This is a genomic window from Haloferula helveola, assembly GCF_037076345.1.
Classification (GTDB): domain Bacteria; phylum Verrucomicrobiota; class Verrucomicrobiia; order Verrucomicrobiales; family Akkermansiaceae; genus Haloferula; species Haloferula helveola.
Genome location: NZ_AP024702.1, coordinates 738,786 through 751,289, shown reverse-complemented (window position 1 = coordinate 751,289; position 12,504 = coordinate 738,786). Strand labels below are relative to the sequence as shown.

The window sequence follows — 12,504 nt, the reverse complement described above, 5'->3', positions numbered from 1 at the left end:
CCGGAATCTGGCCGCCGGTGGCCGTGATGGAAGGGTTTTGAGAATGCCAAAGGGATGCAATGTTGTCCGCAGGCGTATGGGACTCTACCGCAGCCAGATTTTCCCCCGCCTCTACAACGTGCTCATGGGGCTCGGTGGCTTTGACCGTTTGAGGGCCGAGCACCTGTCGACCGCCTGCGGTGAGGTGCTGGAGGTCGGTATCGGGACGGGGCGGAATCTCGGATACTATCCGGAAGGGGTCGACCGGGTCGTCGGTCTGGAACCCAACGCCGGCATGCGGAAGAAGCTCGAGGGCGCATCGCGACGAGCGTCTTTACGGCTGGAAGTGGTTGCGTCAGGTGCGGAAGCGATGCCGTTCGTGGACGGCCGGTTCGAGACCGTCGTTTCCACGCTCTCCCTATGCAGCATTCCCGATCGAGCCGCGGCGCTGCGGGAGATGCGAAGGGTAATGCGACCGGGCGGCCGACTGCTGCTGCTGGAGCACGGGCTGAGCCCCGATGTCCGGGTCGCACGCTGGCAGCGGCGGCTGAATCCGATCCAGCGCCGATTCGCGGCGGGCTGTGTCCTCGATGTGCCGGTGAAAGAAGAGTTGCAGGAGGCTGGCTTTGATGTGGCCGACCTGGCGGAGGGTTATCTTGAGGGTGAATCGAAAACCCACGGCTATCTCTATCGGGGTTGGGTGACCAAGGCCTGAGCCGTTGAGGATGCCGCCAATCCCCGCGTTTCCTTGCTCCGGGGGATTTTTCGGTTGTCAGTCCACCGTTCAGACTATAATTCCCGCGCCCCGCCCCGCATAGGGTCGGCCGGACAAATGGCAGGGTAGCTCAGAGGTAGAGCAGAGGACTCATAAGCCTTTGGTCGCGGGTTCAATTCCCGCCCCTGCTACCAGCTCGCTTTTGTGTCGTTCGACGACAGCTTGGGCTGGGAAAGGTGGTGTTTCCGGCTGATAGCGGTCAAATCCGATACCCGTAGTCGTAGGACTGCATGCGTGTTGTTTCGATCTTATCCGGCCTCTTCCCGTTGGTGGCCATGGTTTCCTGCGAGAAGTCCTCGCTCGAGGCAGAGGCGTCCGATGGAGAGTCAGTCGTAGCGCACGCCCTCGACGTCAGCTTCAATTTCGATGTCCGACCGATTCTCTCGGACAAGTGCTTCTTTTGCCACGGGCCGGATGTGGCGAACAACAAAGGCGGACTGCGCCTTGACCGGGCCGAGGACGCCTACGCGGCTCTGACGGAATCGGAAGGCTTCGCCATCATCCCGGGAGATCCGGACGGGAGCCAGCTCTGGCACCGTGTGAACAGCGACGACCCGGAAGAGGTGATGCCGCCGCCGGAATCGAAACTCGAGCTGACTTCCGACGAGAAACAGATCCTCAGGGCGTGGATCGAGCAGGGTGCGGAATACGAACCGCATTGGGCCTTCGTGCCGTTGCCGGCGGAGGTGGAAGTGCCGGAAGCGGGCGATGGCTGGGCGAGCAGCGAACTCGACCGGTTCGTCGCTGCCGGGATGGCACCTCACGGTCTTGAACCTTCGCCACCGGCGGACGGTTTGATCTGGCTCCGGCGGGTGACCTTCGATTTGACCGGACTCCCGCCGACGGTTGAGGAGATTGAGGCCTTCGAGGATTCCGGGATGGATTCCGCCTCGCGCGAGGCAGTAGTCGAGCGCCTGCTGTCGTCGCCTACATATGGCGAACGGATGGCCACGCCGTGGCTGGATGCGGCCCGCTATGCCGACTCCTATGGCTACCAATCGGACAACCTGAGCGTGTCGTGGCCCTACCGCGATTGGGTGGTCCGGGCCTTCAACGACAACCTGCCGTATGACGAGTTCCTGACCTGGAATCTCGCGGGCGACCTGCTTCCCGACGCGACACGGGACCAGCGGCTGGCGTCCGGTTTCAACCGTCTCCACCGGATGACGAACGAGGGAGGGTCGATCGCCGAGGAGTTCCTCGTCGAGTATGCGGCCGACCGCCTGCACACGGCGGGCACCGCGATCTACGGGCTCACGATGGAGTGCTCACGTTGCCACGATCACAAATATGACCCGATCACGATGCGGGACTACTATGGCATGCTCGGCTTCTTCAATTCCATCGCCGAGAACGGGCTCTACTCGCACGCCGCGGTAACGCCGTCGCCGTCGCTGCTGCTTCCCACGGAGGCGCAGGAGACGGCGCTGACTGCGGCCCGGACCAGGCTCGCGGAACTGGAGCAGGCCACCGAGTCCATTGCCAAGTCCCGCGAGCAGGCGTTCGCGGACTGGCTGGTGTTGCCCGCGAAGGAACCGGTCCTGCCTGATCTCGTCGGTCACTTTCCCTTCGATGTCGGAAACGACAACGAGCTGCCGAATGTCGCGCCCGGAGCCAAACAGCACGCCAAGCGCAACGGTCTCCCCGGTGCCGAGGGAGCGAAGGGCGGGGCGGTCGCGCTCAATGGCGACGTCGGCATCGTGATTCCCGGGTTTCACAAGGTCGACCGCTGGGATGCAGTGACCCATTCGATGTGGATCTACGACGGCGAGCGCAATGAGTCGCCGGTTGTGGTTTTGCAGAGAACTTACGGTACGGATGTCGGTTACAACGGCTACGACCTGATGCTGGAGAACGGCCACCTGTCGGCACGCTGGTTCCGGGTGTGGCCGGGTAACGCGGTTGGTATCCGGACGAAAACCGCGATCCCGGCGAAGCAATGGACCCAAGTGACTTGGACCTACGATGGATCCAGTAGCGCGGACGGGATCCGGATCTACATCGACGGCAGCGAGGTCGAGACGGAGTTGCTGGCGGACGGTCCGATGAAGAAGAAGGTCGGGATCGGGACCTACGGTCGCGGCGACTACACGATCGGCTCCCGCTTCCGGGATCTGGGTTTTGCCGGTGGCAGGGTGGACGACTTCCAAGTGTTTTCGCGCGCATTGAGTCCGGTTGAGGTGGCGGATCTCCACAACGGCAGCAGTCTCGCCTCAGCGCTCGCCGCGGGGAGAGCGGATGAGCTGCGGGACTACTACCTCACGGCGGTGGATGCCGAATTCCGGTCCCACCTTGGCGCCTTGCGCGAGGCACGGAAGGCCGTGGTGGATGCCGAGGAGGGGGTCGTGGAGGTGGCGGTGATGGAAGAGATCCGTCCGCCGAAGCCGACCTTCATTCTGGATCGCGGGGAATACGACGCGCCGACGGGAGACCCGGTGCCGCGGATCGTTCCGGATTTCCTGCCGCCGATGGACGACGAACTTCCGCGCGACCGGCTCGGGCTCGCGAGGTGGACGACCGACCCGAACCATCCGCTCACCGCACGGGTCTTCGTGAACCGGATGTGGAAGGAGTTCTTCGGGCGCGGAATCGTCAAAAGTATTGAGAACTTCGGCGTCCAGAGCGACCTGCCGTCGCATCCCGAGTTGCTCGACTGGCTGGCGCGCGACTTCGTCAGCAACGGCTGGGACGTGAAGCGCCTGTGTCAGCAGATCGTGCTCTCCTCGACCTACGGGCAATCGAGTCGAGCCAGCGCGGATGGACTCGAGAAGGACCCCGAAAATGTCTATCTCGCGAGAGGGCCTTCGCGGCGGCTTTCGGCGGAGATGATCCGGGACATGGCGCTGGCAGGGTCGGGTCTCCTGGAAGACACCCGCGGTGGGCCGCCCGTCTCTCCCTACCAGCCTGGAGGCGACCTTTGGCGCGAGTCCAACGGCATGAGCCCTCCGTTCCGCCAGAGCACCGGCAAGGCCCTGCATCGGCGGAGTCTCTACTCGGTCTGGAAGCGTACCGCGCCGCTGCCGAACATGATGGCCTTCGATGCGACGAGCCGCGAGGTGTGCACCGTCGACCGGGCCCAGACCAACACTCCGCTTCAGGCCTTGGTACTGCTCAACGACGTCCAGTTCGTCGAGGCGAGCCGCAAGCTGGCGGAGGAGGCATTGGCTGACGGAACCGTCGAGATCGATACCTTGATGCTGCGCTGGGCGGGTCGACCCCCGGACGACCAAGAGAAGGCCCTGCTCCAGGAACTCTACGACGAGCAGTTGGAGATCTTCAAAGCCGACCCCGAGGGTGCGAAGAAGCTCCTGAAGAGCGGCGAATCGCCAGCCGCGTCCGACGCCGATCCGGCCACACTCGCAGCCGCCACGGTCGTCGCCCAGGCCGTTCTCAATCTCGATGCCACCATTTGGAAACGATGAATGCTTCCCCGGATATCGACGACTTTCTCGGCATGACCCGCCGCCACTTCTTCAAGAAGAGTGCGGCGGGAATCGGCGGAGCGGCGCTGGCCTCGATGCTTCCCGGCAGGGGCGACCTGCTCGCGCCGGATTTCCCGGCGAAGGCGAAGCGGGTCATTTTCCTGTGCCAATCGGGAGGGCCGTCGCATCTCGACCTGTTCGATGACAAGCCGCTGCTGCGCGAAATGAACGGGCAACAGCTCCCGGAGCACGTGCGTGCCGGTCAGCGGCTGACGGGAATGTCCGCCAACCAGTCATCGATCCCGCTGGCCGGGTCGCAGTTCAAGTTCGCGCGTCATGGCCAGAGCGGTGCGGAGCTCAGCGAACTCCTTCCCCACACGGCGTCGGTCGCGGACGAGATCTGCTTCATCAAGTCGATGTACACCGAGGCGATCAATCATGACCCGGCGATCACCTTCCTGCAGACCGGGTCGCAGTTGTCCGGACGACCATCAATGGGTGCGTGGCTGTCCTACGGTCTCGGCTCGCTGAACAACAACCTGCCGTCGTTCATCGTGCTCGTATCGGCGGGGCAGGGGGGGCAGCCGCTGTATTCTCGGCTCTGGGGTTCCGGGTTCCTCGATTCCCGCTTTCAAGGCGTGCGTTTCCGTTCGGGAAAAGAACCGGTGCTGTATCTGACCAATCCCGAAGGGGTCTCGGCGGCCGGCCGGCGCGGCATGCTCGACAAGCTCGCGACGCTCAACCGGCACCAGTTCGACAAGGAACTGGATCCGGAGATCGAGTCGCGGATCGCCCAGTACGAGATGGCCTTCCGCATGCAGACCAGCGTGCCCGAGGTGACCGATCTGTCCGATGAGCCGGACTCGACTTTCGAACTCTACGGCAAGGACAGTCGCAAGCCCGGGACCTTCGCCGCCAACTGCCTGCAGGCGCGACGGCTTGCCGAGCGGGGTGTCAGGTTCATCCAACTCTATCACCAAGGCTGGGACCAGCATGGCAACCTGCCTGGAGGGATCCGTGGGCAGTGTGCGGAGACCGATCAGGCCTCCGCGGCCCTGATCAAAGATCTGAAGCAGCGCGGCATGCTCGATGAGACCCTTGTGATCTGGGGCGGCGAGTTCGGACGGACTTCCTATTCGCAAGGGGCCCTGACCAAGACGACGTACGGTCGCGACCACCATCCGCGCTGTTACACGATGTGGATGGCGGGCGGAGGAGCGAAGCCGGGTGTCACCCATGGCAAGACCGACGACTACGGCTACAACATCGTGGATGCTGCGGGGAACGTGATCCATCCGACCAAGCACCATGTCCACCCCGACGCCGTCCACATCCACGACCTGCAGGCAACGATCCTCCACCTGATGGGCATCGATCACCGGCATCTGAACTTCAAGTATCAGGGCCGCCGGTTCCGGCTGACGGACGTCCACGGGCATGTCGTGAAGCCGCTCTTGGCCTGAGCGGATCCGGAGGACGCGGAATCCGCTGGTTTCGGCGCGGGGACCTTGGCTACCCTGCCGGAATCGTCGGTTTATCCCCCACTTGGGTAATGGGCTGACGCGCGCCCCGGAACCTATCCTCCCGTCATGATGAAGCGGCTACTATCCGTTCTTGCGGTCTTCGCATGGGCAGGGATTGCGTCGGCGGAAGGCGAGAACCCGACCTTGTGGATTATCGGTGACTCCACCGTGCGCAACTCGACGCCCGGTCAGATGGGGTGGGGGGACTGTCTGGGCGAGCATTTTGACAAGTCCGGGATCGAGGTGGTGAACCGGGCGATCGGCGGTCGTTCGAGCCGCACCTTCCGGACCGAAGGTCGCTGGGACGCTGTGATGGCGAATCTTCGGGAAGGGGACTACGTGCTGATGCAGTTCGGTCACAATGACGGCGGCGAGATGTTTGCCGGCGACCGACCGCGCGCGTCGATCAAGGGCAACGGCGAGGAAATGGAGACCGGGACCGTCAAAGCGACCGGGAAAGAGGAGGTCGTCCGTTCGTACGGCTGGTATCTCCGCCGCTACGCCCGCGAGGCGAGGGAGCGTGGCGCCACGCCGGTCATTCTCTCGCTCATTCCGCGGAATATCTGGAAAGACGGCCGGATCACGCGCAACGGATCGGACTACGGTCTATGGGCCCGACAGGCAGCCTCGCAGGAGGATGTGGCCTTCATCGACTTCAATTCCCTGCTGGCGGACTCCTACGAGGACCTCGGGCCGGATGCCACTTCGGATCTCTTCTGCGGGACCGACCACACCCACACCGGCCCGGAAGGTGCCGCGTTCAACGCGGCAAAACTGGCTGCGGCGATCCGGGGTCTGGACGGGTGCCCGCTGGCGAGTCACCTGAAGCCGGTGGATCTCTGGATGCCGTCCGTTTTCTCCGACCACATGGTCCTCCAGCGCGATCTTGATATCCCCGTTTGGGGGACGGCGGAGCCGGGCGCGGAAGTGGAGGTCACGCTCGCCGGTGAGTCCCGGGTGGTGAGAGCCGGTCCGAAAGGCCGGTGGCGGCTCCGACTCCCTCCGCTAGAAGCCGGAGGTCCCTACCGGATGGTGGTCTCCTCGTCCGCCACACGGAGTTTTGAAGACGTGATGGTGGGCGAGGTCTGGCTGTGCTCAGGGCAGTCGAACATGGACTTCACGGTGGCACCCACCGAGAAGCGACCCTGGTCCGGAACCGCGAATTGGGAAAAGGAGGTCGCTGCGGCGGATTCTCCGGGGATCCGGATGTTCACCGCCGAGTGGGCGCTGCACGAATCGCCGCAGGCTGATGTCGCGGGTGAATGGAAGGTCTGCTCGCCGCAGGCGGTCGGTGACTTCTCGGCGGTCGCTTATTTCTTCGGTCGCGATCTGCAGGACGCACTCGACGTGCCCGTGGGGCTGATTGCCTGCGCGTTCGGGGGAAGCACGGCGGAGGCTTGGATCAGCGATGAGAGTCTCAGGGCCCATCCACAGTTCGAGCCGCTGCTCAAGGCCTACCGGGCGAAGTGCCTGCAGTTTCGCGACGATCCGGAGGCGATGCGCCGCTATGGGGCCGATCTGGAGCGGTGGAGGAAGGCGGCCGATGATGCGAAGGCGGCGGGCCGTAAAGCACCGAAAGCGCCCAAGCACCCGGACCCGGTGCAGGACCAGCACAACCCCGCGGTCCTGTTCAACGGGATGATCGCTCCGATCGTTTCCTACGGGCTCCGCGGGGCGATCTGGTATCAGGGCGAGTCGAACGTCGGCACCCGTGAGATCTATGGTCAGTTGCAGAAAACCCTGATCCATGACTGGCGATCACGCTGGTCAATTGGCGACTTCCCGTTCTACTTCGTGCAGCTCGCGGGCTATCGCGAACCGAAGACATCGCCCGCCGAGAGCAGTCTGGCGCAGCTGCGGGAGGCACAGGCTGAAGCGCTTGAACTGCCGAATACCGGCATGGCGGTCGCGATCGACCTCGGTGAGAGCGCCGACATCCACCCGCGGAACAAGCAGGATGTCGGGCACCGCCTCGCCCGGCTTGCCATTTCGGAGACCTATGGTGTGTCAATGGTCGCCGGAGGCCCGGTCATGAAGGACGCGGTGGTTGCCGACGACGTGGTGCGGGTGAGATTTGATCGTGTCGCCGGGGGGCTGATGGCGAAGAGTGGCCCGCTTCGCGGTTTCGAGGTGGCCGGCGATGACGGCGAATTCGTCTGGGCCACCGCCGTGATCGAGGGTGAGTCGGTGCTGGTGTCCCATCCGGACATCTCGGATCCCGTGCACGTCCGCTACGCATGGGCGGATCACCCGCAGCAGGCGAATCTCTGCAATTCGGAGGGGCTCCCCGCCGCCCCGTTCCGAACCGGCCGGTGAGCGATCGGAAATCCGAAGAGCCCGAATCGCTCGCGGAGAGCGGAATTCTGGTGGTTTTTTGCCGGGGTGCGGGAAACGTTCGCGGGTTTCTCGGGCGCACCTCGGGGGAAGGCCCTAAAAACCCCGGGAAAGCCCGGAAATTCGGGGATCCGAAATGCTCCGAATTTTCTCAAAATAGGGCTTGTCAGCTAAGGTTCGATGGCTAGATTCGCCGCCCCCACAGCGCGGCCTGCCATCGCGAAGGCGAAGCGGACCGCTACGACAATCTCCTAAACTATCGGGTGCAGCACCGGAAAATTGGCTCCTGCGAGGGAATTTCTCGCCGGTGGTCGGTGCGCCCCAAACGCAACTACCCAAACCCCGCAGGAATCATATGCCGACCATCAACCAGCTTGTCCGCAAGGGACGTCACGTGCCGGTCGAGAAATCGAAGTCGCCGGCCATGGCCAACTGCCCGCAGCGTCGTGGCGTTTGCCTCCAGGTGATGACCCGCACGCCGAAGAAGCCGAACTCGGCTCTCCGCAAAGTCGCCAAGGTCCGCCTGACCAACGGTTACGAAGTCATCGCCTACATCGGGGGTGAGGGCCACAATCTCCAGGAACACTCCATCGTCCTGGTCCGTGGCGGCCGGGTGAAGGACCTTCCGGGTGTCCGCTACCACATCGTCCGTGGAGCGCTCGATACTCTCGGCGTCGACAAGCGTCGCCAGGGCCGTTCGAAGTACGGCGCCAAGCGTCCGAAGGGCGACAAGTAATCTCCCGAATCCCAACTGACCTTTTACCATGTCCCGCCGCAAGCGAGTCTTCCACAAGCCCGATCGTCGCGATTCCCGCTACGACAGCGCCCTCGTCGGTCACCTCATTTCGAAGGTGATGCGTGACGGCAAGCGTTCCCTTGCGGAGCGCATTGTCTATGCCGCCATCGACAAGGCCAACGAAGGTGTCGACACCGTCGACCCCCTCGAAGTCGTCACCCGCGCGATCGAGAACGCCAAGCCGCGCGTCGAGGTCAAGAGCCGCCGTGTCGGTGGCGCGACCTACCAGGTGCCGCTTGAAGTTGCCGCCGACCGTTCCGAGTCCCTCGCTCTGCGCTGGATCGTCGGTTACGCCCGCGGCCGCAAGGGTACCCCGATGCACGTCGCCCTCGCCAACGAGATCAAGGACGCCGCCAACAACCAGGGCAGCTCCGTCCGCAAGCGCGACGATGTCCACAAGATGGCCCAGGCCAACCGCGCCTTCGCCCACTTCCGCTGGTAATTTCCGACCCTGCTGACGTTTCCACGTTTTTCCTACGATGACCGCGACCGCCAACCATCCAGATCGACCGTTTCCGCTCGAGCGGACTCGGAACATCGGGATTGCGGCGCACATCGACGCCGGAAAAACGACGCTTACCGAGCGCATTCTCTTCTACACGGGGATGATCCACAAGATCGGCGAGGTGCACGACGGTGCCGCCACGACCGACTGGATGGAACAGGAGCGCGAACGCGGCATCACGATCACCTCCGCCGCCGTTACCGCCGAATGGTGGCAGCGCGGGGAAGAGGGGATCGTGAAGTCCTTCGAGGAGGAGAAACAGCGGATCAACATCATCGACACTCCCGGACACGTCGACTTCACGGCCGAGGTCGAGCGTTCGCTCCGGGTTCTTGACGGCGCCATCGTCGTCTTCTGCGGGGTGGCCGGAGTCCAGCCGCAGACCGAGACCGTCTGGCGCCAGGCGACGAAATACAAGGTTCCGCGCCTCGTCTTCGTCAACAAGATGGATCGCGTCGGCGCCGACTTCGAGTCGGTCGTCGAAGAGGTGAAGGACAAGCTCGGCGCCAACGCCGTGCGCATCCTCATCCCGATCGGTTCGGAAGAGGATCTCCGCGGCCAGATCGACGTGGTCAACCAGAAGGCCATCCTCTACGTTGACGACGCCACCTTCGGTTCGACCTACGAGATCAAGGATCTCGATGGTGACCTGAAGGCGACCGCGGAGCTCGCCTACTCCGAACTCGTCGAGACCGTGGCCGGTGTCGACGATGCCCTCGCCGAGAAGTTCCTGATGGAGGAGCCGATCAGCCGCGAGGATCTCAAGCTCGCCATCCGCCGTGCAACCATCGCCAACAAGCTGGTGCCGGTTGCAGGGGGTTCCGCCTTCAAGAACAAGGGCGTTCAGTATCTTCTCGATGCGGTCATCGACTATCTTCCGAGCCCGCTCGAGATTCCCTCCGCGGTCGGCATGAACCCCGACGACGAGGAAGAACACATCACCGTTCCGACCGACGACAACGGCAAGTTCTGCTCGCTGGCATTCAAGCTCTGGGCAGACAAGTTCGTCGGCAAACTCGTTTTCTTCCGCGTCTACTCCGGCGTCGTCCGCAAGGGTGATACCGTATATAACCCGCGGACCCGCAAGTCGGAGCGCGTCGGTCGTCTGATCCGCATCCAGTCCGACCAGCACACCGATATCGACGCCTGCTATGCCGGCGACATCGCGGCCATGGTCGGCGTCAAGAACGTCCAGACCGGCGATACGCTCGCCGCCACCGGATACGACGTCGTCCTCGAGCCCCCGACCTTCCCGGAACCGGTCATTTCGATGGCCGTCGAGCCGAAGACCAAGGCCGATCAGGAGAAGCTCGCCAACGCGCTGGTCCGCCTCTCCGAAGAGGATCCCACTTTCACCGTCAAGACCGACGAGGAGACCGGCCAGACCATCATTTCCGGGATGGGCGAGCTCCACCTCGAGATCATCGTCGACCGCCTCCGTCGCGAGTTCAAGGTCGAGGCCAACACCGGCGCCCCGCAGATCGCCTACCGCGAGACCATCACCGGTGAGGCCGATGGCGAAGGCAAGCTCGTCAAGCAGTCAGGTGGCCGCGGCCAGTATGGCCATGTCCGCCTCCACATGCGCCCGAACGAGAAGGGCAAGGGCCTCACGATCGAGAACAAGATCGTCGGCGGCGAGATTCCGAAGGATTTCCACAACGCCTGCTTCAAGGGAATCGGCGACGCGATGACCAACGGCATCGTCGCCGGCTACCCGGTGGTCGATGTCCACGTCGACCTCCTCGGTGGCTCGTTCCACGAGGTCGACTCCAACGAGAACGCTTTCACGATGGCCGCCATCTTCGCGATGCGCGACGGTTTCAAAAAGGCCTCACCCATCCTCCTCGAGCCGATCATGGGTGTCGAGGTCTCGACCCCGGACGACTACCAGGGCGACGTGATGGGCGACCTCAGCCGCCGCCGCGGCCAGATCGGCGAGATGGAGTCGAAAGGCAACGTCGCCGTCATTCACGCATCGGTTCCGCTCAAGGAAATGTTCGGCTACTCGACCGCCGTTCGGACGCTTTCCTCGGGCCGTGCCTCCTACTCGATGACCCCGTCGCACTTCGAGCAAGTGCCGCCGAACATCGTCGAAGAAATCATCAACGAACGCTGATTCACAGCCCCTCAAGTCAACCCAGCCACACCTTCCGACGCCATGGAAAACCAGAAGATCCGCATCCGCCTCCGGGCATTCGACCACCGTGCGATCGACCGCTCCGCCCTGGAGATCGTCGAGACCGCCAAACGCACCGGTGCCAAGGTGGCCGGCCCGATTCCGCTGCCGACCCGTATCGAGAAGTTCAGCGTCAACCGCTCGGTTCACGTCAACAAGAAGTCGGCCGAACAGTTCGAGATCCGCACCCACAAGCGCGTCCTCGATATCGTTGATCCGACCGCCCGCACGGTGGACGAGCTGAAGAAGCTCAACCTGCCCGCCGGTGTCGACATCGCCATCCGCATCTGAGCCGGGATCCCGAATCCCCAATTTCCTAAATCTCCAATTCTCTTTTAGCCATGTCTCTCGGACTTCTCGGAAAAAAACTGGGCATGACTCGTCTCTTCGACGAGGAGAGCCAGTCCATGATTCCCGTGACCGTTGTCGAGGTCGGCGGAAATACGATCCTGCAGACCAAGACCGTCGAATCCGACGGTTACACCGCCGTGCAGGTCGGTTTCGACGACCAGAAGGAACAACGGTCCAACAAGCCTCTTGTCGGTCACTTCAAGAAGCACGGTTCCGACCCCAAGTATCTCGTTCAGGAATTCCGCCTCGCCGACGGTGAGGAGATTCCCGAAGAGCACCCGGGTGCGGAACTGTTCTCGGCCGGCCAGTGGGTCGACGTGATCGGCACCACCAAAGGTCGCGGATTCCAAGGTGCGGTGCGCCGCTACGGATTCGGAGGTCTCAAGCAGACCCACGGTTCGATGATGCACCGCCGGACCGGTGCCGTCGGCGCCGGCTCGACTCCGGGCCGCATTTGGAAGAACCAGCAGATGCCCGGTCACATGGGCACCGACCGCCGCACAGTGCAGAGCCTGAAGGTCGTCGCCGTGCGTCCTGAGGACAACGTGATCCTCATCTCGGGCTCCGTGCCTGGCCACAAGGGCGCCTACGTGACCGTCCGCCCCGCCGTCAAGAAGCCCGCCACCGCCTGAGCGGGAACCTG

General features: G+C 63.5%; 9 protein-coding genes and 1 tRNA gene. All 10 read left to right on the top strand.

Going from position 1 to position 12,504, the window contains the following annotated elements:
- Window positions 1-76 precede the first annotated feature (76 nt).
- The 10 genes from HAHE_RS02580 to rplC all read left to right on the top strand — a co-directional run bounded on the left by HAHE_RS02580 (window position 77) and on the right by rplC (window position 12,493).
- Window positions 77-694, top strand: a complete 618-nt coding sequence (locus HAHE_RS02580) for a class I SAM-dependent methyltransferase (RefSeq protein WP_338688348.1) — start codon at window positions 77-79, stop codon at window positions 692-694.
- Window positions 695-813: 119 nt separating this feature from the next.
- Window positions 814-888: transfer RNA gene (locus tag HAHE_RS02575), tRNA-Met, on the top strand.
- Window positions 889-984: 96 nt separating this feature from the next.
- Window positions 985-4,176 carry a DUF1553 domain-containing protein gene (locus HAHE_RS02570; RefSeq protein WP_338688346.1) on the top strand — a complete coding sequence of 1,064 codons (3,192 nt, stop codon included), beginning with the start codon at window positions 985-987 and terminating at the stop codon, window positions 4,174-4,176.
- Window positions 4,173-5,639, top strand: a complete 1,467-nt coding sequence (locus HAHE_RS02565) for a DUF1501 domain-containing protein (protein ID WP_338688344.1) — start codon at window positions 4,173-4,175, stop codon at window positions 5,637-5,639. Before HAHE_RS02570 ends, HAHE_RS02565 begins: the two co-directional genes overlap by 4 nt.
- Window positions 5,640-5,765: 126 nt before the next feature.
- A complete protein-coding gene (locus HAHE_RS02560) occupies window positions 5,766-8,015 on the top strand; it encodes a sialate O-acetylesterase (protein ID WP_338688342.1) in 2,250 nt (749 codons plus the stop codon).
- A gap of 373 nt (window positions 8,016-8,388) precedes the next feature.
- Window positions 8,389-8,769 carry a 30S ribosomal protein S12 gene (rpsL, locus tag HAHE_RS02555; protein ID WP_338688340.1) on the top strand — a complete coding sequence of 127 codons (381 nt, stop codon included), beginning with the start codon at window positions 8,389-8,391 and terminating at the stop codon, window positions 8,767-8,769.
- 28 nt (window positions 8,770-8,797) lie between these two features.
- Window positions 8,798-9,271 carry a 30S ribosomal protein S7 gene (gene rpsG, locus HAHE_RS02550; RefSeq protein ID WP_338688337.1) on the top strand — a complete coding sequence of 158 codons (474 nt, stop codon included), beginning with the start codon at window positions 8,798-8,800 and terminating at the stop codon, window positions 9,269-9,271.
- Window positions 9,272-9,308: 37 nt separating this feature from the next.
- On the top strand, window positions 9,309-11,450 hold the full coding sequence (fusA, locus tag HAHE_RS02545; protein WP_338688334.1) for an elongation factor G: 2,142 nt from the start codon (window positions 9,309-9,311) through the stop codon (window positions 11,448-11,450).
- 42 nt (window positions 11,451-11,492) lie between these two features.
- Window positions 11,493-11,801 (top strand): 30S ribosomal protein S10, encoded by a 309-nt coding sequence (rpsJ, locus tag HAHE_RS02540; protein ID WP_193212347.1) that lies wholly within the window; start codon window positions 11,493-11,495, stop codon window positions 11,799-11,801.
- A gap of 50 nt (window positions 11,802-11,851) precedes the next feature.
- Window positions 11,852-12,493, top strand: a complete 642-nt coding sequence (rplC, locus tag HAHE_RS02535) for a 50S ribosomal protein L3 (protein WP_338688330.1) — start codon at window positions 11,852-11,854, stop codon at window positions 12,491-12,493.
- Window positions 12,494-12,504 lie beyond the last annotated feature (11 nt).

Bases quoted from the DNA above. Each gene is read 5' to 3' on its own strand.
- rplC (WP_338688330.1), top strand. From the start codon at position 11,852: ATGTCTCTCGGACTTCTCGGAAAAAAACTGGGCATGACTCGTCTCTTC.
- rpsJ (WP_193212347.1), top strand. From the start codon at position 11,493: ATGGAAAACCAGAAGATCCGCATCCGCCTCCGGGCATTCGACCACCGT.
- rpsG (WP_338688337.1), top strand. From the start codon at position 8,798: ATGTCCCGCCGCAAGCGAGTCTTCCACAAGCCCGATCGTCGCGATTCC.
- fusA (WP_338688334.1), top strand. From the start codon at position 9,309: ATGACCGCGACCGCCAACCATCCAGATCGACCGTTTCCGCTCGAGCGG.
- HAHE_RS02570 (WP_338688346.1), top strand. From the start codon at position 985: ATGCGTGTTGTTTCGATCTTATCCGGCCTCTTCCCGTTGGTGGCCATG.
- HAHE_RS02565 (WP_338688344.1), top strand. From the start codon at position 4,173: ATGAATGCTTCCCCGGATATCGACGACTTTCTCGGCATGACCCGCCGC.
- rpsL (WP_338688340.1), top strand. From the start codon at position 8,389: ATGCCGACCATCAACCAGCTTGTCCGCAAGGGACGTCACGTGCCGGTC.
- HAHE_RS02560 (WP_338688342.1), top strand. From the start codon at position 5,766: ATGATGAAGCGGCTACTATCCGTTCTTGCGGTCTTCGCATGGGCAGGG.
- HAHE_RS02580 (WP_338688348.1), top strand. From the start codon at position 77: ATGGGACTCTACCGCAGCCAGATTTTCCCCCGCCTCTACAACGTGCTC.